This is a genomic window from Novosphingobium sp. 11B, assembly GCF_054589055.1.
Genome location: NZ_BAAILP010000114.1, coordinates 127595 through 149465, shown reverse-complemented (window position 1 = coordinate 149465; position 21871 = coordinate 127595). Strand labels below are relative to the sequence as shown.

At 66.1% G+C, this 21871-nt stretch carries 18 protein-coding genes; 7 read left to right on the top strand and 11 right to left on the bottom strand.

The features are described from left to right. Positions 1–51: 51 nt before the first annotated feature. From ACYPYD_RS10820 to ACYPYD_RS10810, 3 genes are read right to left on the bottom strand one after another with little or no spacing between them, the layout of a single operon-like run. Positions 52–1470 (bottom strand): L-serine ammonia-lyase, encoded by a 1419-nt coding sequence (locus ACYPYD_RS10820; RefSeq protein ID WP_459663114.1) that lies wholly within the window; start codon positions 1468–1470, stop codon positions 52–54. A gap of 53 nt (positions 1471–1523) precedes the next feature. Further along, positions 1524–1820: a putative quinol monooxygenase gene (locus ACYPYD_RS10815; protein WP_008830374.1), complete on the bottom strand. Its 297-nt coding sequence runs from the start codon at positions 1818–1820 to the stop codon at positions 1524–1526. Between the two features lie 4 nt (positions 1821–1824). Then, a complete protein-coding gene (locus ACYPYD_RS10810; RefSeq protein ID WP_459663113.1) occupies positions 1825–2127 on the bottom strand; it encodes a putative quinol monooxygenase in 303 nt (100 codons plus the stop codon). Positions 2128–2440: 313 nt separating this feature from the next. Between ACYPYD_RS10810 and ACYPYD_RS10805 the strand changes: the two genes are divergently transcribed. The 3 genes from ACYPYD_RS10805 to ACYPYD_RS10795 all read left to right on the top strand — a co-directional run bounded on the left by ACYPYD_RS10805 (position 2441) and on the right by ACYPYD_RS10795 (position 9745). Further along, the gene (locus ACYPYD_RS10805) at positions 2441–4921 is read left to right on the top strand and encodes a TonB-dependent receptor (RefSeq protein WP_459663111.1); all 2481 of its coding nucleotides are present in this window, start codon (positions 2441–2443) and stop codon (positions 4919–4921) included. Positions 4922–4931: 10 nt separating this feature from the next. After that, a complete protein-coding gene (locus tag ACYPYD_RS10800; protein WP_459663109.1) occupies positions 4932–7073 on the top strand; it encodes a PQQ-dependent dehydrogenase, methanol/ethanol family in 2142 nt (713 codons plus the stop codon). A gap of 200 nt (positions 7074–7273) precedes the next feature. After that, a complete protein-coding gene (locus ACYPYD_RS10795) occupies positions 7274–9745 on the top strand; it encodes an AMP-binding protein (RefSeq protein WP_459663108.1) in 2472 nt (823 codons plus the stop codon). Between the two features lie 290 nt (positions 9746–10035). Here ACYPYD_RS10795 and ACYPYD_RS10790 read toward each other — a convergent pair whose 3' ends face one another. The 6 genes from ACYPYD_RS10790 to ACYPYD_RS10765 all read right to left on the bottom strand — a co-directional run bounded on the left by ACYPYD_RS10790 (position 10036) and on the right by ACYPYD_RS10765 (position 14817). Then, entirely contained in the window at positions 10036–10929 is an 894-nt protein-coding gene (locus ACYPYD_RS10790) for an SDR family NAD(P)-dependent oxidoreductase (RefSeq protein WP_008830379.1), read from the bottom strand. Continuing rightward, positions 10926–11483, bottom strand: coding sequence for a nuclear transport factor 2 family protein (locus ACYPYD_RS10785; RefSeq protein WP_459663106.1), 558 nt, complete (start codon positions 11481–11483; stop codon positions 10926–10928). The genes ACYPYD_RS10790 and ACYPYD_RS10785 overlap by 4 nt, the downstream gene beginning before the upstream one ends. Next, positions 11473–12369 (bottom strand): SDR family NAD(P)-dependent oxidoreductase, encoded by an 897-nt coding sequence (locus ACYPYD_RS10780; protein ID WP_459663104.1) that lies wholly within the window; start codon positions 12367–12369, stop codon positions 11473–11475. Before ACYPYD_RS10780 ends, ACYPYD_RS10785 begins: the two co-directional genes overlap by 11 nt. Continuing rightward, positions 12366–12911, bottom strand: coding sequence for a nuclear transport factor 2 family protein (locus ACYPYD_RS10775; RefSeq protein ID WP_459663102.1), 546 nt, complete (start codon positions 12909–12911; stop codon positions 12366–12368). The genes ACYPYD_RS10780 and ACYPYD_RS10775 overlap by 4 nt, the downstream gene beginning before the upstream one ends. A 207-nt stretch (positions 12912–13118) precedes the next feature. Then, complete coding sequence (gene bdcA, locus ACYPYD_RS10770) at positions 13119–13832, bottom strand: SDR family oxidoreductase (protein ID WP_459663100.1); 714 nt, start codon at positions 13830–13832, stop codon at positions 13119–13121. 52 nt (positions 13833–13884) lie between these two features. Beyond that, a complete protein-coding gene (locus tag ACYPYD_RS10765) occupies positions 13885–14817 on the bottom strand; it encodes an alpha/beta fold hydrolase (RefSeq protein ID WP_459663099.1) in 933 nt (310 codons plus the stop codon). Between the two features lie 115 nt (positions 14818–14932). On the opposite strand from ACYPYD_RS10765, the gene ACYPYD_RS10760 reads away from it, so the two are divergent. After that, entirely contained in the window at positions 14933–15826 is an 894-nt protein-coding gene (locus ACYPYD_RS10760; RefSeq protein ID WP_459663097.1) for a LysR family transcriptional regulator, read from the top strand. Positions 15827–15836: 10 nt separating this feature from the next. Here ACYPYD_RS10760 and ACYPYD_RS10755 read toward each other — a convergent pair whose 3' ends face one another. Next, a complete protein-coding gene (locus tag ACYPYD_RS10755) occupies positions 15837–17267 on the bottom strand; it encodes a sensor histidine kinase (protein ID WP_459663095.1) in 1431 nt (476 codons plus the stop codon). Then, positions 17260–17940 carry a response regulator transcription factor gene (locus tag ACYPYD_RS10750; protein ID WP_008830046.1) on the bottom strand — a complete coding sequence of 227 codons (681 nt, stop codon included), beginning with the start codon at positions 17938–17940 and terminating at the stop codon, positions 17260–17262. The genes ACYPYD_RS10755 and ACYPYD_RS10750 overlap by 8 nt, the downstream gene beginning before the upstream one ends. Before the next feature lie 190 nt (positions 17941–18130). On the opposite strand from ACYPYD_RS10750, the gene ACYPYD_RS10745 reads away from it, so the two are divergent. From ACYPYD_RS10745 to ACYPYD_RS10735, 3 genes are all read left to right on the top strand, one after another. Beyond that, entirely contained in the window at positions 18131–20326 is a 2196-nt protein-coding gene (locus tag ACYPYD_RS10745; protein WP_459663093.1) for a TonB-dependent receptor, read from the top strand. A gap of 26 nt (positions 20327–20352) precedes the next feature. Then, the gene (locus ACYPYD_RS10740) at positions 20353–20772 is read left to right on the top strand and encodes a hypothetical protein (RefSeq protein ID WP_459663092.1); all 420 of its coding nucleotides are present in this window, start codon (positions 20353–20355) and stop codon (positions 20770–20772) included. Between the two features lie 135 nt (positions 20773–20907). Further along, a partial coding sequence (locus ACYPYD_RS10735; protein WP_459663090.1) for an efflux RND transporter periplasmic adaptor subunit occupies positions 20908–21871 on the top strand: 964 nt, incomplete at its 3' end.

Below are 21871 nucleotides of genomic sequence, written 5' to 3'. Positions count from 1 at the left end.
GGCCCCGATGCGAGGCAAACGCTCTGGATCGCCCGGCGTTCCGGCGCGCGGTCAGCATTCCACGACGTTGGCGGCGAGACCGCCGAGGCTGGTTTCCTTGTACTTGCTCGCCATGTCCACGCCGGTCTGGCGCATCGTCTCGATCACGGCGTCGAGGCTGACGATGTGGCGCCCGTCGCCCTGCAGGGCGAGGTAGGCGGCGTTGATCGCCTTGACCACGCCCATGGTGTTGCGTTCGATGCAGGGGATCTGGACGAGGCCGCCGATGGGGTCGCACGTGAGGCCCAGGTTGTGCTCCATGCCGATCTCGGCGGCGTTCTCGATCTGCTGGTTGGTGCCGCCCAGCGCCGCGACCAGACCCGCCGCCGCCATCGAGCAGGCGACGCCGACTTCGCCCTGGCACCCCATCTCGGCAGCCGAGATCGAGGCGCGTTTCTTGTAGAGGAAGCCGATCGCCGCGGCCGTCAGCAGCAGGGTGCGCTCTCCCTCGCGGTCGGCCCCTGGTACGAACTTGCGGTAGTAGAGCAGGGTTGCGGGGATGACCCCGGCGGCGCCGTTGGTGGGGGCGGTGACGACGCGGCCGCCCGCTGCGTTCTCCTCGTTCACGGCCAGCGCGAAGAGGCTGACCCATTCGAATGTTTGCGCCGGGCCGAAGCTGTCCTTCTGGGCGCGCAGGCGGGTGTGAATGGTCCGGGCGCGGCGACGCACCTTGAGGCCGCCGGGCAGCAGCCCTTCCTGTTTGAGCCCTCGCTGGACGCAGGCGTCCATGGCGTCGATGATGCGGTCGAGCCCCGCCAGCGTCTCGGCTTCGGGCCGCCAGACGCCTTCGTTGCGCAGGACCAGCGTGGCGAAGCAGAGGCCGGTTTCCTCGCCCAGCGCCAGCAGTTCCGCGCCCGAGGAGAACGGGAAAGGCTGGCGCAGGTTGTGCCCGCTCTCGGGCGTCAGGGGTGCAAGGGACGTCGCATCGCCGCGCACCACCGCGCCGCCGCCGACGGAGTACCAATGCTGCTCGACCGGTTCGGTCCCTTCCGCGAACCAGGCGGTGAAGCGCATGCCGTTGGCGTGAGCGGGCAGGAACTCGCCGAAATGGAAGACGAGGTCGGTGCTGTCGTCGAAAGCGATCTCCGTGTCGAAGGTCCGGCTGACAAGGCGGCCGTGTTCGCGAATGTCGGCGATGGTCGCGGGCACGGCATCGGGATCGACCGACTCCGGGCGCAGCCCCGAGAGGCCGAGCAGCACCGCCGCGTCGGTCGCATGGCCCCGCCCGGTCAGCGCCAGCGAGCCGTAGAGGTCGCAGGCGACGCGCGAGGGCGCCTGCGGCAGGCTCTCCATGAACGCCAGCGCCGCGCGCATCGGCCCGACCGTGTGCGAACTGGACGGGCCGATGCCGATAGAGAAGATGTCGAGAGCGCTGATCGCGACAGCCGAAAGCGCGGCGTCGGTGGAGAGAGGGGCGGCATCGGTTTGCATCCCCGCCGTATAAGCGCCGCTTGCGAGGGGCGAAAGTGCCCTCGCAGCCTCGATCACGGCAGCGAGCGGTAGAACTCCAGCTTCATGTCCTCGGCCACGCATTCGAGGATCGGCGGGACCAGCCGGTCATGGAAGTCTATATGCATGTGCTTTTCGTAGGCGGCCTCGTCGCGGAAGGTGGCGACGACCTGGAAAAGGTCGGGATCGGCTTCCGACTGGAACAGCTCGTAGACGAGTGCGTCGGGCTCGTTCTGGAAGACGAGGCCCTTCAGTTCCGACTGCAGGGCAATCATGTCGCCGCGCTTTTCCGGACGGGTGCGCAGCTGGGCGATGAAGCTCTTGGCGGGCATCGGGTCAGGCCCTTCCGTGAGGCGCGAGGTCGAACAGCAACTCGCGTTCGTACGTGCCTTCCATGCAGCCGACGATCTTTTCGATCAGCGGCTTGTTGTGATCGTAGGCCATGTGCGCCTCGTCCGCGGCTTCGTCCACGAAGCTCTCGTGGACGGCGAACATGCCAGGTTCGGCAAGGCGGAAGAACTTGTAGGCAAGCGTGCCCGGTTCCTGCTTCGACAAATCCTCCATCTGGCGGGCGAGGGCGATGAAATCGTCCTGCCGGTCGTTGCGGACCCGGAAGCGGGACAGGAAACTGAAGGCCATGAGGCAATCTCTCCTTTCAGCGCGGGACGAGTCGCTCTCGTTCCCGCAGGTTCTCTCCGAATGCCGCGCCTATCCCGGCGCGTGCTCCATGGAATCGAGGATAGGCGATCGTAAAATAAAAACAATCATGAATGCATGCTATATCGCGTTTTCCCGCCCCCTGAGAAGTTTGCCGACAACCATCGCATGAGCCCGAGGCATATGACGAAAATAGTCGTCAAAAAAACATACATGAATGATTGCCAAACGCCGTCTTCGTGATAATCCTTAATGCAACCCGCAAACAAATGGCGGGGCATTAGGAGAGAGAGGCATGTTCACCAGGCAGCTTTACTGCTCGTCTTGCGCGTTCGCGCTCGTCGCCGGAATCGCAAGCACGCCAGCCTTCGCACAGGACAATTCAACCACCGACGCAGCCCAGCAGCAATCGGGGCCGCAAGCGTCGGGTGGCCTGGCCGAGATCGTCGTCACCGCGACCCGCCGCGCGACCGATCTTCAGTCCACGCCGGTCTCGGTCTCGGCGGTCGACAGCACGCTGATCGCGCAGGCTGCCCCGCGCGACCTCGGCGACATCGCGGCGTTCGTGCCGAACTTCTCGGCGGCGACGATCGCCAACTTCAACGCGGCCAGCTTTGCCATGCGCGGCGTCGGGCAGACCTCGATCATCGTCTACTTCGAGCCGCCGGTGGCGGTGCTGGTGGACGACTTCGTCGTGCCCTCGGTGCAGACCCAGTTGCTCGACACCTTCGACATCGCACAGGTCGAAGTGCTGCGCGGACCGCAGGGTACGCTGTTCGGCAAGAACACCACCGGCGGCGTCGTTACGGTGCGCACCAAGCGCCCGCAGATGGAATACGTGGGCGTCGATGCGCGCGCCGAGTACGGCGACTTCGGCCAGAAGAAGGTGCAGGCCGCGCTCAACGTGCCGATCGGCGATATTGCCGCCTTCCGCCTCGTCGGCGGTTACGAGAAGTCTGACGGGTTCTACAAGAACGGGGCCTGTTACGGCCCGGTCACCGGCTTCGTCGACAACAAGTTCCAGGGGCGCAGCGGCTGCCTTGGCGGCGAGACGATCGGCGGCAAGGACGTGTGGCAGGCCCGGGCCAAGCTGCTGGTCGAGCCATCGCCCAATTTTAGCGCGCTGTTCCAGTACGAATGGATTCGCGATCGTTCGGACTCGGTGCCGTCGGTGAACGAGAACTATCTTTATACGGGGACCAACCCCTTCGTCACCGACCTGCTCGGGCTGACCGATCCGAATGCGCAAGGCACCGATCCGCTCAAGCGGGCGGCCTACACCGGACGGCACGACGGCCTGCTGTTCATGGACAAGGGCCAGCGCATTTCGGTCGACGGGTTCTACGCCAACCTCGAATATGACACTGGCATCGGCACCGTCACCTCGGTCTCGGGCTATCGCAACCAGCGCTCGCGCATTCCCAACTCCTACGCGGGTGCGACGGCCGTGGCGGCGGACGGCCAGTACCTGTCGTTCTTCGACGCGACCCGCGACGATAACCGCAAGACCTGGCAGCAGGAACTGCGCTTCGCCTCCGACCTGCAGGGGCCGTTCAATTTCGTCGCGGGCGGGTTCTACCAGCGCGACAAGATCGACTTCTGCGTGGCGCAGATTCTCGGGTTCCTCGACCTCACCTCCGGGCCGCTGCCGTTCGGCAACTGGAACGATACGCCTTACGTCCTATGCAACGCGCAGCGAGCCAAGTCGCGTGCGGTGTTCCTCGAAGGCACGCTGAAGCTGGGCGACAAGCTGACGATCGCGGCGGGCGGGCGCTATACCTGGGACGACAAGACCTGGCTCGGCCGCCAGCAGACCTTCATTCCGGCACTGAACGGCGGCTTCGATCCGACGATCACCATCAACGAGGCGCTCGACGCCAGCGTCTACAACTACCCGGCGGGCGTCGTCAGCGTGAAGGGCAAGTGGCGCGAGCCGACGTACCGCGCCAGCATCAGCTATCAGGCGACCGACGATATCTTCGTCTTCGGCGGCTATTCGCATGGCTACAAGGGCGGCGGCTTCAACGACCAGATCGGCGGCTTCGCGGCCTTCGGCACCGACCTCGACGCCTTCCGCGCCGCCGCGCGGCCGACCGACCCGGAAAAGGCCGACAGCTTCGAACTGGGCTTCAAGTCGCAGTTTCTCGACAACCGGCTGCGCTTCAATCTCACCGGCTTCTACGTGAAGTACAAGGATCTGCAGAAGCAGCTCAACGTGCCGATTGTGGTCAACGGCCAGCCCAATCAGGTCACGTTGTTCGTCAACGCCGCCAGCGCCGACGTGAAGGGCATCGAGGCGGAACTCTCCGCTACTCCGATCGAGGGGCTGACCCTGCGCGGCGTGCTCGGCTACCAGGACGGTAAGTACAAGACCTATACCGCCGAGAACGCAGGCTATGACCTGGCCTCGGCCCCGCTGGACCGCGCGCCGAAGTGGCAGTGGACGCTGGACGGCTCCTACGCGCTGCCGCTGGGTAGCGACTACAAGCTGACCGTAAACGGCAACGTCGCGTATACCGGGCGCAACCTCAATACGCAGGCGATCGACGATCCGCTGGGCAACACGTTCCTCAATGCGAGGACGCTGGTGAACGGCTCGATCACGCTCGCGCAGGCGGACGACCGCTACTACGTGCGCCTGATCGGCAAGAACCTGACCGACAAGCGCTACCGGATCGCCGTGCAGAACGTTGCGGGGCTGTGGCTCAACTCGCAATACGGGGCGCCGCGTTACTTCGGTGTCGAACTCGGGCTGTCGTTCGGCGACCATCTTTGAGAGGTGCTTGATGTTTGAGGCAAAGGTGCTGCGCGGCGGGATTGCCGTCGCGCTGACATGGTCGCTCGCGGCCTGCGGATCGGCGGATCAGCAGGCGCTTGCCGGGAAGGGCGCTCCCGAGGGGTGGGAGCGCCAGCTGGACGATGCCAGTGACGGCGACGACTGGCCCGCCTTCGGCCGCACCTATGGCGAGCAGCACTACAGCCCGCTTGATCAGGTCAACGCCGGGAACGTCAAGGATCTCGGCCTCGTCTGGGCGGTGGACCTTCCGGCGGGCAACCCCGCGACCGGGCCGATCGAGGTGGGCGGCACGGTCTATCTCGCCAGCGGCTATTCGGTGGTCCGCGCGATCGACGTCGCTTCCGGCAAGGTGAAATGGGAACACGATCCCAAGGCCCCCGAAGCCTCCGGCATCCGCCTCAGGCAGGGCTGGGGCAGTCGCGGCATCGCCTACTGGAACCACAAGGTCATCACCGCCACGCAGGACGGCCGCCTGATCGCGCTCGACGAGAAGACCGGCAAGCCCGTCTGGACCGTGCAGACGCTGGAGGAGGGCGCGCCGATGTTCATCTCCGGTCCGCCGCGCGTGTTCGATGGCAAGGTGATCATCGGCAATGCCGGGTCCGATGAAAGTGCGGTGCGCGGCTTCGTCACCGCCTTCGATGCGGACAGCGGCAGGCAGCTCTGGAAGTTCTACACCGTCCCCGGCGACCCGGCGAAGGGCTTCGAGGACGAGACGCAGAAGATGGCCGCGAAGACCTGGAGCGGCGACTGGTGGAAGTACGGCGGCGGCGGTTCGGTATGGAACGCCATCACCTATGACAAGGCCAACGACCAGATCCTGCTCGGCACCGGCAACGGCGCGCCCTGGAACCACAAGATCCGTTCTCTGGGCAAGGGCGACAACCTGTTCGTCTGCTCGATCGTCGCGCTCGATGCGAAGACGGGCAAGTACAAGTGGCACTACCAGATCAACCCCGGCGAAAGCTGGGATTTCAACGCCGCGATGGATATGGAACTGGCCGACCTGACCATCGACGGCAAGCCGCGTCAGGTGGTGATGACGGCGCCCAAGAACGGCTTCTACTACGTGATCGACCGGAAGGATGGAAAGCTGATCTCGGCCGAGCCCTTCGTGGAAGTGACGTGGGCGAAGAAGATCGACCTTGCCACCGGCCGTCCGGTCGAGAACCCCGGCGTGCGCTACGAAAGCGGCAGGACTTCGTTCCGCCCCACGCCGCTCGGCGCGCATAGCTGGATGCCGATGGCATACAGCCCGAAGACGAAGCTGACCTATATTCCCGCCATCGATTTGCAGGCGCACTTCGACGATACCGGCATTACGCGGGAAAACTTCAAGTTTGCCGAGGGCATGGGACTGTCTCCGGGCGTCGGCTACGCGATCGACGCGGGGGGCAAGGACGTCACCGGCTGGCTCGTCGCTTGGGACCCGGTGGCGCAGAAGGCGCGCTGGAAGCTGCCGATGCCCACGCACGGCAACGGCGGCATCATGGCGACGGGCGGCAATCTCGTGTTCCAGGGGCGGCCCGACGGCGGCTTTTCGGCCTATAACGCCGAGGACGGCAAGCGACTGTGGAACTTCGACGCGCGCGCAGGCGTGGTGGCGCCGCCGATCACTTACCGCGTCAATGGCAAGCAGTACGTCACGGTGATCGCCGGGATCGGCACCAGCGTCGGCCTGTTCGGCCCGATGTTCGCCAAGTACGGCATCGACTACCGCACGCAGGCGCGCCGGGTGCTGACGTTCGCCATCGGCGGCAAGCAGCAATTGCCACCGAAGGCGCCCTACAAGGCCGTCGCCTTCGAGGATGCGGACTTCACGCCGGACGCCGCCAAGGCCGCGCGCGGAGAAGGCATCTTCGGCGGTCGCTGTGCGGTCTGCCATGGCACCTCGGTCATCGCCGGGGGCACCGCGCCGGACCTGCGCACTTCGCCGATCCCCGCCAATGCCGAGGCTTTCGCCGAAGTCGTCCGCAACGGTGCGCTGGTCCCGGCGGGAATGCCCAGGTTCGGTGAATTCACGCCAGATCAGGTCGAAGCCCTGCGCCAGTATATCCGCACGCGGGCCGAAGTCCTGCGCAGCGGCCGCCCCGACAGTTCGGTCGGTTCGGCACACAAGACCGGAGAGTGAGCCAACCCCCAGGAAAGGGCGCTTCGAAAGGGGCGTCCCGATCCTGTGATCACGCTTCTCGGTTGGTGTTTCTCAGCATTTTCGGGCGCAGGGAGCGGATTTACCCTTCTGCCTGAATTGCACTGGGGGCTTGGCGTGCAAGCACTGATTCGTGCCGTTCGTCACTATCGCCTCACGGCGATCAGCACAGGGGCTCTACAGTGCGCAACCAGAAGTTGACAGCCACCGCGCTCGTTACTCGAAGTTCACTGTCCTACGTCCGGAACGTATTCGCGCTGAATGAGGCCCGTCAGGCCTTCGTCAATGTTCCTGACGAGGCGCATGCGGCGACGCTGACCGGACTGGACGTCGTTTCCTGCATCGTACCGGAAGAAGGGGGCGGCTGGTTCGACGAGAGCCGCCCGCTGATCCACGACGATCGGCCCGCTCAGGTCACTTATACATCGGGTACGGAGGGCAAGCCCAAGGGCATTGTCCTGACTTACGCAAACCTGGCCGATGCGGCGGAGCGGATCATCGACCAGATGGGCCTCACTTCCGACGTGCGCGAGTATGTCGGCGTCCCGGTCACCTACAGCTTTGGGATCGGCCGTATCCGTGCGGTCAGTGCCGTGGGCGGCCGGTCCTATTTGCCGCCACGCGGGTTCGATCCGCTCGAGCTTGCCCGAATGCTCAAGGCGGGCGAAGTGAATGCGCTGTCGGCGGTGCCCACGCTGCTGCGCATCGTGCTGCAGCAGAAGACGGTGATCGGGGATGCGGGCAAGAAGCTGCTGTGGCTGGAGATCGGTTCGCAGTACATGTCCGGCGCCGAGAAGCGCGGTATCCGCGACCTGTTCCCCAATGCCCGGATCGTGCAGCACTATGGTCTCACCGAGGCTTCGCGCAGCACGTTCCTGCAGATTTCGGACGTTCCGGACGAACTGCTGGATTCCGTGGGGAGGGCCGTCGGCGCTACCGAGGTCGCGATTTCCGAAGAGGGGCGCATCCGCATCCGTGGTCCGCACGTCGCGCGCTGGCGGGTGGACGGCGACGAAATGCGCGATCTTTGCGGCGCGGACGGCTGGCTCGAAACCAGCGACCTCGGACACGTCAAGGACGGCTATCTCTACTACGACGGCAGAGCGGACGATCTGATCAATTCGGGCGGGGTGAAGCTCAACCCGGACTTGCTCGAAGCGCGGATCGCCCAGCTTCTTGGCCAGAGCGGCAAAGTCGTCGTCGCCAAGGTGCCTGACGCGCTGCGCGGCGAAGGCGTACTGGTCGCCTCGGATGCGACCGACATTGCCGTCGATCGGCTGCATGCCGCATCGGCGGAGGCGCTGAAGGCGTTCGGCGTGGTTGCCGGAGATTCCCTTCACGTCAGGGTCATGCCGAAGATTCCGCGCACGGCGACCGGCAAGGCCATGCGCCGCGTCCTGACCCAGGAGTTCGTCGAGGAACGCAAGTCCGCGCCTCCCGAGCCGGTAGCGCAACAGGCGGCCGAAGCCGCACCGCGCGACGTGCAGGGGTTCTTCCGCCAGTTCTTCCCCGGCCGCCGCATCGGTCCGAACGACAGCTTCGAAAGCATGGGCGGGGATTCGCTCAGCTACATCCAGTTCTCGCTAGGTTTCGAGGGCCGTTTCGGCGCCCTTCCCGATGGTTGGGAATCGCTGACGGTCGAGCAGCTGGAGAAGAGCGCCGGAACCACGGCCGTCGACAGCTGGCGCAAGCTGGACGCCGCGATGCTGACGCGCGCCTTCTTCATGATCTGCATCGTCGCGCTGCATCTGGATACCTTCGTCTACAGCCGGAACTGGGGCGCGGCGTATTTCCTGTTCATGCTGTGCGGCTATAGCGTGATGCGCTTCCAGTGGCCGGAGATCAGCCGCACCGGAAAGGTCGGCACGATCTTCGGAACCGTCGTCAGCGTGGCCATCCCGACCCTGATGGTCACCATCGCGATGCAGCTGTGGGCCGGAAAAATGGAAGTGAAGCCGCTGCTGCTGATCTCCAACTGGTTCGATCCGCACCAGTATCACATCGCCTATTACTACTTCGCGGAGCTGTACATGCAGCTTCTGCTCGTGCTCGCCGCGCTGTTCTCGTTCCCGGCGATCCGCGAGTTTCTCAAGGCAAGGCCGATGACGTTCTGCACGGTACTGGTCGCGGTGGCCACGGTGGTCAGCTGGACGGTGGAGAGGGTCTGGGACACCAACTACATCTTCCACCGCACGCCGATCTGGTACATGTGGACGGTCGCCGTGGGCATGCTGATGGCCAGCGCGCGGGACCTGCAGAGCCGGATGGTGGCGATGGCGGTGGTGTGCGTCGCCGTGCTGGTCCATCACGGTGTCACCTCGGCCAGCGCCTATATACTGGGCGGAGCGGCGCTGCTGCTTTTCGGAACGTCGATCAAGGTGCCGTCGTTCGTGAAGTCGATGGTGTCCGAAGTCGCCGGTTCGTCGATGTTCATGTATCTCAGCCACTATCAGGTCCGGTCGCTGATCATCCGTATGTTCCACGGGCCGAAGCCGTGGGTGGCGCTTTCCGTGGCGATCGGGTTCGGCATCGTCTTCGCCCACGCGTACACCTGGGCCGAACGCAAGGTACGCGCGTTCCTGAGCGCGCGGGACGGCAAGGCGATACAGCCGACGTTCGCCCGCGAAGAGCCTTCCGGGCTGGCCAACGCGTGACCGCAGGCGCGCTGCAAGGTGACAGGGTTTACACGGTTTACACTGTCCAGGGGGAAAAGGTGTCACCTTGGGCAGGAATGTGTCACCTTGCACGCGCAAGGTGACACATTTCGCGGCGGAAGTGTCACCTTGTAAGGACAACATGTCACCTTGTAAGGACAACATGTCACCTTGTGAGGGCAATGTGTCACCTTGCGGTGTAACCTTGTGAAGCGGACGGGCCATGCGGAGCAATGTACCGGACGGCGCGGCCTGTAGGAAAGCGCACCGGTGAAGCCGCGCAATCGTCCTTATGAAACCTTGCTCGCCGGCTCCGTCCATGTCGTGTCGCCGGCGCCCCAGAGCGGTGCGCCCCGGCTTTCGCGCAGCGAAGGGATCGTGCGCCCGTCCTTGTCGGTCACGCCGTATTCCATTGCCAGCTCGGCATTGATGAAGGTGCCGCCGGACCTGTCCCCGACCGCCGGGTCCATCGCCAGCGCCGCGATCACCCGACCCGGAAACTCCGGCGAGGAGCCGACCGCGCTGTTGAGCTGGCTGGCCATGCCGGGAACCGACTTGAGGTTCTCGGTCGCGCGCTCGGTATACGTGAAGCCTTGCCAGAGCGAGACCGCGCTGACGCCGGTGCCCTGAAGTTCGCGGCCCATGTCGCGCATCATGCGGTCGGTCGCGGTCTTGGTCGTGCCGAATACCACATCGTACGTGTAGGTCACCCCGACGTAGCCGGACAGCGCCGCGATCAGCCCCGAACCCTGCGGCACCATGATCCGCGCGGCATGCCAGGCGGCGACGTAAGCGGCGCGCAGGCCGGTATCCCAGATTTGCCATTCATCCTGAAGCGGCTTTTCCCAGAAACCGGTGCGCTCGGTCATGCTGTCGGGAATGGCCATGGCGTTGTTCACCAGCAGGTCGAGCCGCCCTTCGTCGCGCGCGAGCTGATCGAACACCGCGCCGATCCGGGCATCGTCGAGCAGGTCCAGCGCAACAGCGACACCGCGCCCGCCGCGCGCGTTCACTTCGGCGACCGTCTCCTCAAGCGAGCCGGGCAGGACGTGGCCGCCTGCGGAGAGCGTGCGACCGGTGACGTAAACCGTCGCGCCCTGATCCGCCAGCGCGCAGGCGACGCCCTTGCCGATCCCGCGCGTCGCCCCGGTGACGAGCGCGACCTTGCCGGCAAGTCCGCTCAAGACGGCTTTCCCGGATTGGCGGATTGGCGCCGGTTGACGAGCGGGCGGTGATAGGACGGATCGCCGGGATCGCGGGCCGATACGCCGTTCAGCGCGATGTCGGGCACGTCGGCAAAGGGGATCGGCATCGGCGGCGGCAGGCAGCCCCATTCGATCAGGTTGGTGCGCAGCGCGATCTTCCATGCATCGTTCCGCCGCTCCAGCCGGTCGACATAGCGTCCGCCCGCGATCCACAGGCTCTCGTCGCGGTTGCGGCCGACGAACTGGTAATACGTCTCGGCATGGGCGGTATCGCCGTCGAGGTCGATGTTGGACTGCAACAGCGCGTGATGCGTGACGATCTGTCCGGCCTCGTGCATCGGCACCGCCCAGTCCCAGCAGTCCGCCGCGCTGCCCACGAAAGGTCCGGCCGCCATCTCGGCGTCGTCCCAGAAGGCGGAGAGGTAGACGGCGCGGTCGAAGCGGTCCATCCCGCGCGAGAAACGCTCCAGGCATTCGCGGATCTCGTGCTTGTCCAGCATCGCCGCGATACGGGCATCACGATCATTTGCCACGGTAGTCGACCTCCGAAACGGGTTTCCAGATCGGCGAGCCGCGCGTCGCCCTCGCCGATGCAATGACGCTGCCGTCCACGTCGGTGAGGCCGTATTCCTGCGCCAGTTCGGCGGTGACGAACTCCCCGCCCGAGCGCTTCATCACCTCGGGATCGGCAGCGAGCGCGGCCACGACGCGCCCCGGATGCTCGACCGTGCTGCCCTGCATCGAGGTGATCGAGGTGGTCATCTTGTCGCCCATTTTGGCAAGGTTGTCCTGCGCCTTCTCGGTCAGGGTCAGCCCCTGCCACAAGGTCAGCGAGGCGACGCCGTGGGGTTCCAGTTCGATCGCCATGTCGCGCGCCATGCGATCGACCGCCGACTTCGACGTGCCGAAGATGACGCTGTAGGTATACGTCACCGCCGCGAAGCCCGAGATCGCCACGATGAGCCCCGACTTCTGCGGCGCCATGATCTTGGCCGCGTGCCACGCCGCGACGTAGTTGGACTTCACCCCGACGTCCCACATCTCGAGGTTGGAGAGCGGCTTTTCCCAGAAGCCCTTGGGTTCCAGCAGGTCGTCCGACAGCGTAAAGGCATTGTTGACGAGGATGTCGAGGCGGCCCTGCTCCGCCGCGATGCGGGCGAACAGCGCGGCCACGGCCTCGTCGTCGCCATGGTCGCAGGCGACGGCGATGCCGCTGCCACCGCTGGTCGCACCGCGCGCGTCGCACTCGGCAGCCGTGCCGCCGACCGTGCCGGGCAGGTAGTAGTCGCCCTCCCTGACGGTGCGCCCGGTGACGTAGACCGTCGCGCCCTGCTCGGCGAGGACGAGCGCGATGCCCTTGCCGATGCCGCGGCTGGCGCCGGTGACCAGCGCGACTTTGCCCGCCAGCGGCGCGCTCATGCCGCGTTCCCTGCGAACCAGTCTTCGCTGTAGTCGCCGCTGGCACGGCCGGGGAAATGGTCAGCGGTGAAAGGATAGCCCATCACGCCTTTGGACCAGTCCGCTGCGGCGCCCCAGTCCTGTTCCCAGTCGTAGAGCATCACCCGGTCGGCGATCCGCCATTCCGGCTCGCCCGAGGCACCGGCGCGCTTCTCGAAGGTGTCGAGATAGCGTCCGCCGATGCAGGTATCCCGATCGCCTTCGCCCATATCGACGCGGTGGTACGAGAACACGTGGGTCTCGGCGCGCGCGGTGGCTCCCGCCAGTTCGATGTGCGTCTGGCCAAGCAGGTGCTGGGTGTCCTTGATCGCATCGGCGCCAGGCACGACCCAAGCGAGATAGGTGTCGAAAGTGCCGCCGTGGACGCCGTAGTCAAACCGGGCATCGGGCCACCAGCACGCGCGGATCAGGTCCGCGCTGCGCCGGTCCTCGCCGCGCGCCAGCCGCGCCACGCAAGTGCGGATCGCCTCGCGGTCGATCATCTCGCGTAAAGCCTGCTCCATCCAACCTCTCCTTGCCGTCATGCCGGGACGCATTGGCCGCTTTGACGGCTCCTGAATGCGCGGTATCGCGAAGGGGCCTGTCGCGCGGACAAGCCCCTTCCACCGAAGTTCAATGCCGCAAAACCGCCGCTACGACTTGACCAATCTGGACACGCGGACCCGCTACGGCCCGCTGATCGCCGATGCGGAGTTTGCAGGTATCGGGCATCACGCCCCGAACCCGCCGTCGATGGTATGGAGCGCGCCGGTCACGATGCCGGCCTCCGGACCGGCGAGATAGGCGACCATCCCGGCGATCTCGTCCGGGCGGCCGTGGCGCTTGATCGCCATGAAGCCGTGCATGAGGTCCTTCATCGGCCCGTCGCCGGGGTTCATGTCGGTATCGGTCGGGCCGGGCTGGACGGTGTTGACGGTGATGCCCCTGCCGCCGAAATCGCGGGCGAGGCCCCGGGTCAGCCCCTGTATCGCGGATTTGGTGAGCGAATAGGCCGCGCCGCCCGCGAATGGAATGCGGTCCCCGTTGGTCGATCCGATGAAGATGATCCTGCCATTGTCCGGCATGCGCCGGGCGGCCTCCACGGCAGCATGGTAGGGGGCGCGGACATTGACGTCGATCATGCGGTCGATGACGTCGGCGTCCTGCTCCAGCGGATCGCCGAACACGAGAACGCCCGCATTGACGACGAGAATGTCGATCGGTCCGGCCTTGGCGACCAGATCGATCACGGCGCTGCGGTCCGCCGCGTCCGACCGGACTGCGCTGGCGCCCGTCTCGGTGGCCAGTGCCTGCGCGGCGTCTGTCGCCCCGGCGTAGGAGAACGTCACGGCCGCGCCGTCTGCGGCGAGGCGCTTTACGATCGCGGCGCCGATGCCCCGGCTGCCGCCGATGACGAGAGCTGTCTTTCCTGAAAAGTCGGTCATTTGTGTGGCTCCTGTAATGCTTGGATTGGGTAGTGCGTGAGGCACGCGGCGCTCACTTGTGCGCGTCGATGAAGCCGCGCACGGCTGCGACGGTGGCCTTTGGCTGCTCCTCCATCAGCCAGTGCCCGGCGTCGGGGATGGTGGCTTCGGTCACGTCGGAGGCGGCGAAGCGCATGACCGTCGCCATCATCGGGCCGAAGGATTTCTCCCCGCCGACCGCCAGCACCGGCATCGCCAGCTTGCCCGCTGCCACGAAGGCGCGGTTGTCGATCGCGTCCTGGTCGAAGGCCGCGAACTGGGCGAAGCCCGCGTGCATGGCCCCCGGCCGGGCGTAGAGCGCGGCATAGTGGACGCGCGAGGCTTCGCTGAAGCGCTCGGGCCGGGCGGAGAACTCGTTCCAGAACCGGTCGAGGTAGATCCGTTCGCGTCCGGCGACGAGGCGCTCCATGTCGGGGCCGCCGAAGCGGAAGTGCCACAGTAGAGGGTTCTTGAGGATCTCCTCCCAGGGGCCGACGCCCGGCAGCGGCGCATCCATCAGCACAAAGCTGGTGACGCGCTCGCGGTTCTGGGCTGCGAAGGCGTAGCCCACCATGTTGCCGATGTCGTGCGTGACGAGGGCGGTCTTGCCGACCTTCAGCGAGTCGAGCAGCCCGGCGATGTCCTGCCCCTGCGTCTTCTTGTCATAGCCGCCGGCGGGCTTCGCCGACAGGCCCATTCCGCGCAGGTCGGGCACGATGACCACGTGATCGCGCGCGAGATCGGCTGCCAGCGGCGCCCACATGTCGCCGGTTTCGCCATAGCCGTGAAGCAGGACGACGGCCGGCCCCTTGCCGCCGATGCGGGTGTGGATCGTGGTGCCGTTGGTCGATACCTCCTCGGTCCGGAAACCTTCGGGGAACGGCGCTACTTGCGCGGCGGTGGGGGTCGCGGCGATGCCGAGCGGGGTGGTCAGGGCGAGGGCCGCTGCAATAATTCGAGTGAACATCTGTCTGCCTCCTTCATCCCGCATGTCGCGGGCTGTCGACGGCAAGATGATTTCAGGCCATCGTGCGCACTAGCCGCCAAATTCCGGAACCGGCTTTCGGGAACGCCGAACGATGATGAAGCTGGAAGGAGTGGCCGCGTTCGTCGCCGTGGCCGAAGCGGGATCGATCAGCGAGGCGGCGCGCCGCCTCGGCCTTGCCAAGTCGGTGGTCAGTGAGCGCGTGGCCGAACTGGAAAGACTGCTCGGCGCGAGCCTGATGCAGCGCACGACGCGCAAGTTGTCCCTGACCGGGGAAGGCGAGCTGTTCCTCGAACGGGCGCGCCGGATCATGCGCGAGACGATAGAGGCGCAGGCCGAGATCGCGGAGCGGCGTGGATCCCTGTCCGGGCCGCTGCGTCTGGCCGGACCGATCGGGTTCGGCACGCTGCACCTTGGCCGGATGGTGAACGCGTTCCTGGCGGTCCACCCGGCCATCGAACTCAGCATGGATCTGGACGACAAGTTCGTAGACGTGGCCGCCGACGGCTACGACGCGGTGATCCGCCATGGCCCGATCCAGGATACGCGCCTGATCGCGAAGCGGCTGGCGTCGAGCCGCCGGGTCCTCGTCGCCGCGCCGTCCTATCTGGAGAAGCACGGCGCGCCTGCGTCGCTGGAGGAACTGGATCGGGCCTGCGCGATCCTCTACTCGAACCGCTCGGCCGACTGGCGCTTCCGTTCCGGCGACGGCGAGATGATCCTGCGGCCGCGCGCCTGCCTGCGCGTGAACAACGGCATCGTCATGCGCGACGCCGCGCTGGCGGGCCTCGGCATCGCTTTGTTGCCGACGTTCTTCACGTACGAGCAACTGGCGAGCGGTGCACTGGTCCAGGTCGATGTCGGCGCCGAAGCGGAGGGTGCGGAACTCTACATCGCCTACACGCGCAACCGCAGTGCCTCGGCCAAGCTCGCGGCGCTGACGGAGTGGCTGCGGCAGGAGATCGGCACGCCTGCGTACTGGGATCGGTAGCGAGGCTGGATCACACCTCTGCGTCGTCGTCGTCGCCCGCCGGCAACCGGATCTCGACCACCATCCCCGGAGGCCCGGCGACTATGCGCGCGGTGCCGTCGTGTGCGGCGGCGATGGCCTGCACCATGCTCAATCCCAGGCCGTGTCCCGGGCTCCCGCGGTTCGTATCGAGACGGACCAGTCGTTCGAAGATGCGCGGTTGATCCTTCAGGGGGACGCCGGGGCCATCGTCGGCAACCCTGATCACGGTTTCCCTGCCTTCGGTCAGGCTCGTGACGCTTACGGACCTGCCCGGGTGCGCGTGGACGAGGGCGTTGTCCAGAAGGTTCGCCACGATGCGCTGGATCAGGGCCTTGTCACCATGGACCGTCGCGGGCTCGATCGACAGTTCCAGCGTCAGGCCCGCGTCTTCCAGCGACGGGCGGTGGGCTTCGGCGATCTCCCGGACGGCATCGGCGACATCGACCGGCACGAAGCGCTTGCGCACCAGCTTCCCGTCGATCTCGGCGATCGCCAGCAGGCTGGCGAAAAGGCCGATCAGTTCGTCGGTATCGTCGCTGGCGGCGTCCAGCAGATCGCGCTGCGCCGGGTCGGTCGCCAGCGCCGCAGCCTTCTCCAGCTTGGCGCTTACGCGGCTCAGCGGCGTGCGCAGGTCATGGGCCAGTCCGCTGGACACCTCGCGAAGATTCGACAGCAGCGTGGAAATCCGGTCGAGCATGCGGTTGAGCACCGTGGCAAGGCCGTCGAGTTCGTCCGCCCCGCCATGAACAGGCATGCGCTGCGCCATGTCGCCGGCCATGATCGCGCTGGCGCGGCTTTCCATCGCGCGCAGCCGGCGGCGGATGGTGACGCCGAAGGCAAGCGTCGTGCCCACGCTCGCCAGCATGAGCAGCGCGACGGCAGCGATGAACAGGCGCAGCAGCACGAAGTCCATGCGATCCACGATGGTCCGGTCCGCCGCTACCAGCAGGCGGCCGCCGTTCGACAGGCGCGCGTTGATGCCCTGGGCGATCGCCGGTGTCCCGTCGGGCCGGACGAACGGCACGAACTCGCTCCACCCCGGCGGCGGCATCCGGGCGTCGAGGCGGCCCGCTCGCCTGTGTCCCGCCGCATCGACCACGGCGTAACCCATCGATCGCTCGTCGTCGCCCGGCTCGTCGTCGAGGTAGCCCACCGTGCCGGGCTTGCTGGCGAGGTCGCGGATGCGGACCGCCTCGATCAGCGCATCGAAGCCGTGCTCGCGTTCGTATTCCAGCAGGGCACGGGTCTCGATATCGACCCGGTGGTCGATCTGTCGTTCGATCTCCTCATGGACGAACCAGTACGTGAGGCCGCCGAGCGCGGCGGTTATCAGCGCCGATGCCGCGGCGACGACGAGGACGAGCCCGGGAATGGTGCGCGGCAGGGAAAGGCGTCGGCGCCTGCCGGATCGCTCAGTCATCCGCCGGGTTCATGATGTAGCCCGATCCGCGCACGGTGCGGATGGCGTTATGCGCGAACCCCTGGTTCAGCTTGGTGCGCAGGCGGCTCATGTGAGTCTCGACGATGTTGGTCTGCGGATCGAAGCCGAAGTTCCAGATCCGCTCCAGCAGCAGGGTGCGCGTGACGACCCGGTCGGGGCTGCGCATGAGCTGCTCCAGCAGGCTGAACTCGCGCGGCTGGAGGTCGATCGGCAATCCGGCGCGCCTCACCGTGCGCCGGGCGAGGTTCATCTCGATGTCGCCGACGACGAGGTTTTGCTGAAGCGTCTGGGGCGCCGGGCGGCGGGCCAGGGCGATCAGCCGCGCGGCGAACTCGGCGAAGGCGAACGGCTTGGTCAGGTAATCGTCGGCGCCGCCTTCCAGCGCCTCGACGCGGTCCTCGATGCCGCCCAGCGCCGTCAGCATCAGGATCGGCGTCTGGCATCCGCCGTCCCGGGCCTGCTTCATCACCGAAAGACCGTCGAGCCCGGGAACCATCCGGTCCAGCACGGCGACGTCGAATTGCTCGTCCGCAAGCAGATCGAGCGCCTCGTGCCCCGATGTGACGAGGCGGGAATGGTGGCCCAGTTCGCCAAGGCCGGAGCCCAGATACTTCGAAAGCTCCGGATCATCTTCAAGAACCAGCACGTTCATCGCGGAAAACAACTCACCACTTTCGCCAAATTCCCAACATTGGGATTACATTGGGAAGAATACACTTCTTCCCAATGTTGCGTTTTGCATCTTGGGAACCACCATGCCCGTCTGTATCCGCCCCAGCAAGTGCGATTAGCTCGCATTATCGTTAGCAATTATGCTCGATCGATCAGGGGGATTCAGAAATATGCCTGCTTTCACGTCACTGCATGCGCGCAGCCGCCATGCCCTGCTTGCCGCCACGGCAGCTGCGCTCGTCGGCCACGGCGCGGCCGCGCAGGCGCAGGAAGCCCCGGCCAATCTCGGCGGCGCGACCGTCACCGCGACGTCGATCGACGACAAGGAAGCGCAGACTTCCTACAAAGTCAGCCGCTCGACCAGCGCGACGCGCACCGATACCCCGCTGATCGATGTGCCGCAGACGGTCAACGTCGTTTCGGTGAAGCAGATCGAGGATCAGGCTTCGAACAGCATCGGCGATGCCATCCGCTATGTGCCGGGCATTTTCTCGGCGCAGGGCGAGGGCAACCGCGAAACGCTGGTGATCCGCGGCAATTCCACCACCGGCGACTTCTTCGTCGATGGCGTGCGCGACGACGTCCAGACCTACCGCGATCTCTATAACATCGAGCGGCTCGAGGTCTTCAAGGGCTCCAACGCGATGATCTTCGGGCGCGGCGGCGTCGGCGGCGTCATCAATCGCGTCACCAAGGTCGCGAATGGCGACCTCATCCGCTCGTTCCGCGTCGAGGGCGGCAGCTTCAACCACGTGCGCGGCCAGTTCGACCTGGGTACGCCGCTGGGCGAGGTGGTTTCGGTGCGCATGACCGGCGTGTACCAGAACAGCGAGAGCTACCGCGACGGTGTCGACTACAACCGCTGGGGCTTCAACCCGACGGCGACCTTCAAGCTCGGCGCGGACACCACCGTGACCCTCGGCTACGAGCACTTCAAGGATGAGCGCGTTGCCGACCGCGGTGTCTCCACCTACCTCGGCAAGCCGCTGCGCACCCCGCGCGGCCAGTTCTTCGGTGACCCCGACCAGAGCCCGACCTGGACCGATACGGACGCGGCGACGCTGTTCGTCGAGCACAAGTTCAGCGATACCGTCTCGATCCGCAACCGCACCCGCTATGCCGATTATGACAAGTTCTACCAGAACGTTTTCCCGACGACGGTGAACACGGCGCCGATGACCAACCCGGCCGGCCTGCCCGCCGGTACCTATGCGGCAGGAACCATCGTCGGCATCCAGGGCTACAACAACTTCACCAATCGCAAGAACTTCATCAATCAGACCGACCTGAACGCTCAGTTCGCCACCGGCGCGATCGAGCACACCCTGCTCGTCGGGGCGGAATACGGCCACCAGAAGACCGAGAACCTGCGTCAGGAAGCCTTCTTCCCCACCGCGTCCAATGCCAGCGGCGTGCCGACGATCTATGCGACGCTGCTCGACCCGACGATCAGCCGCCCCGACATCATCTGGGCGCAAAGCGCGTCGAGCCCGCAGAACCGCGGCACCGCCGAAGTCGTCGCAGGCTACGTGCAGGACCAGATCGCGCTCTCGCCGATGTTCGATGTGGTCGTCGGCGTGCGATACGAGCACTTCACCACCAAGGTCACGAACCTGCGCAACAACCAGGACTTCAAGGTCACCGACGACCTGTGGTCGCCGCGTGCGGGCCTGATCTTCAAGCCGGTGGAGAACGCCTCGATTTACGCCAGCTACTCGCGCACGTACCTGCCGCGCGGCGGTGACCAGCTCACCGCCCTGAATGCCTCGAACGAGAGCCTCGCGCCCGAGAAGTACCAGAACTACGAAATCGGCGCGAAGTGGGACATCCTGCCGACCTTCAATGTCTCGGCGGCCGTGTTCCAGCTGGACCGTGCCAACGTCCTCGCCGACGTCAAGGGTAACGGCATTCCGGAGGCCGTGGGTCGCCAGCGCACCAAGGGTGTTGAACTCGCCGTCGCAGGCAGCATCACCAAGCAGGTCAGCATGGTAGGCGCCTATACCTATTCGGACGGCACGTTCCTCGACAACGTGTCGAATTCGGTGAAGGCGGGCAACATCCTGCCCAACATGCCGAAGCACGCCGCCTCGCTGTGGACCCGTTTCGATCCGATCGAACAGCTCGGTGCCGCCGTCGGCGTCATCTATCAGGGCAAGCGCTATGCCTCGACCGACAACCTGATCTCGATGCCTGGCTACACCCGTGTCGATGCCGCGCTCTACTACAACCTGAGCGAGACGGTCAGCGCCCAGCTCAACGTGGAGAACGTCTTCAACAAGCGCTACTTCATCTACGCGCACAGCAACACGAACGTGACGCCGGGATCGCCGACCGCCTTCAAGGTCGGCCTCAACGCGCGGTTCTGAGCGCGCGGCGCGATCGGTCGCAGCCGATGATCCACGTCGCTAAACTGTCGCCGATCGAGAAACTGGCGATCGACCTGATCCGGGGCTGCCGACCGGCACGCCTCGGGTCGGACGACTGCCGGGATTTCGTCCGGCTTGCGCGTGCGGCGAAGGGGGCGGGGATGGTCATCTCCGCCCTCGACTGCCCTTATCTGGGCGATGACGAGGCGACGCTGCTCGGTTGTCTGGCGCTGCTCCAGCGCCAGCGTGCGATCCTTGCGCTGGAGCTTGATCCGCAACTGCTGCGCCATCTTGCGCGCGGGGCGGAGCGTCTTGCCGGATATGGCGGCAGGCTCGAATATCGCAACGTCGCGCGGATATCTCCCGGGGGATCGACGCGCCGAAAGCGTGCGTGGCGAAGCAGGAGCGCGCCCGCGCCCACAGTCGCGCAGGATCATCTGCATTGAGAATGCGGGCTGGCTGCGACCAGCCTTGATCATTGGCCCTTGATCATTGGCCCGTGATCATGACTCTTTCGAACATTGGGATTTTGTATGGTTGCCTCCAGAATCGCCCAATGTGCGTCTGCTAGCGCCCTGGGCATGCGCTATCTTGTTCTCCTGATCCTGCCGCTCGCCGTGTCCGCCTGCGGTCAAACGGCATCCAAGCCGTCCACGCCGCCCGCCCATGCGGAGCTGATTGCGAACGAAGCCGAACTCCTGAAACTCACCCTGACGCCCAAGGCCCAGCAGCGCCTCGGCATCGAGACGGTGAAGGTCGGCGGCGGCTCGGCGGCCCAGACGCGGCAGGTGACCGGCGAGATCGTGGTGCCGCCGACGAGCGCGGGCGGCGTGCCCGTCAATTCGCTCACCAACCTGCAGCAGATCGGATCGCAGCAGGCGGTGGCCGACGGCGAAGTGGCGCGCACCGAGGCACAGGCCCGGCTCGCCCGCATTGCCCTGACCCGCGCCGAGGCCCTCGTGCGTGAGGAAGCCGGAAGCGTGCGCGCCCGTGACGAGGCCGCTGCCGCCCATGCCGCCGCGCAGGCCGCGCTCGGCGCCGCGCGCCAGCAGCGCAGGCTGCTCGGCCCGGCGGTCGCGACGCTCGGCACCCAATCGACGCTCTGGGTTCGCGCATCGGTCTTCGCCAGTGACGTCGGCGCGGTGCTGCGCGGGAGCGAGGCCATGATCCGCCCGCTCGGCGGGAACGGAGAAGGCAGGAGTGCACGCCCGGTCCAGGCGCCGCCCTCCGCCGACAGCGTGGCGGGCACCGTCGATCTCTATTATGCCGTGAACAACGGCGACCGCGCCTTGCGCGTCGGCCAGCGCGTCGCGGTCGAACTGCCGCTGGCCGGGCGCACGCAGGGCCTATCGGTCCCGTCCTCGGCCATCGTGCGTGACATCTACGGCGGCGAATGGGCCTACCGGAAGACCGGCGCCGATACTTTCGTGCGCCAGCGCGTGGAGGTCGCCTCGGAAAGCGGCGGCCAGGCGCTGCTCGCGCGCGGGCTCAAGGCCGGGGCGCTGGTCGTGACCGTTGGCACCGCGGAACTCTTCGGCACCGAGT

Bases quoted from the DNA above. Each gene is read 5' to 3' on its own strand.
- ACYPYD_RS10760 (WP_459663097.1), top strand. From the start codon at position 14,933: ATGAAGCTGGAAGGAGTGGCCGCGTTCGTCGCCGTGGCCGAAGCGGGA.
- ACYPYD_RS10745 (WP_459663093.1), top strand. From the start codon at position 18,131: ATGCCTGCTTTCACGTCACTGCATGCGCGCAGCCGCCATGCCCTGCTT.
- ACYPYD_RS10800 (WP_459663109.1), top strand. From the start codon at position 4,932: ATGTTTGAGGCAAAGGTGCTGCGCGGCGGGATTGCCGTCGCGCTGACA.
- ACYPYD_RS10765 (WP_459663099.1), bottom strand. From the start codon at position 14,817: ATGTTCACTCGAATTATTGCAGCGGCCCTCGCCCTGACCACCCCGCTC.
- ACYPYD_RS10815 (WP_008830374.1), bottom strand. From the start codon at position 1,820: ATGCCCGCCAAGAGCTTCATCGCCCAGCTGCGCACCCGTCCGGAAAAG.
- ACYPYD_RS10775 (WP_459663102.1), bottom strand. From the start codon at position 12,911: ATGGAGCAGGCTTTACGCGAGATGATCGACCGCGAGGCGATCCGCACT.
- ACYPYD_RS10805 (WP_459663111.1), top strand. From the start codon at position 2,441: ATGTTCACCAGGCAGCTTTACTGCTCGTCTTGCGCGTTCGCGCTCGTC.
- ACYPYD_RS10740 (WP_459663092.1), top strand. From the start codon at position 20,353: ATGATCCACGTCGCTAAACTGTCGCCGATCGAGAAACTGGCGATCGAC.
- ACYPYD_RS10810 (WP_459663113.1), bottom strand. From the start codon at position 2,127: ATGGCCTTCAGTTTCCTGTCCCGCTTCCGGGTCCGCAACGACCGGCAG.
- ACYPYD_RS10820 (WP_459663114.1), bottom strand. From the start codon at position 1,470: ATGCAAACCGATGCCGCCCCTCTCTCCACCGACGCCGCGCTTTCGGCT.
- ACYPYD_RS10750 (WP_008830046.1), bottom strand. From the start codon at position 17,940: ATGAACGTGCTGGTTCTTGAAGATGATCCGGAGCTTTCGAAGTATCTG.
- bdcA (WP_459663100.1), bottom strand. From the start codon at position 13,832: ATGACCGACTTTTCAGGAAAGACAGCTCTCGTCATCGGCGGCAGCCGG.
- ACYPYD_RS10780 (WP_459663104.1), bottom strand. From the start codon at position 12,369: ATGAGCGCGCCGCTGGCGGGCAAAGTCGCGCTGGTCACCGGCGCCAGC.
- ACYPYD_RS10755 (WP_459663095.1), bottom strand. From the start codon at position 17,267: ATGACTGAGCGATCCGGCAGGCGCCGACGCCTTTCCCTGCCGCGCACC.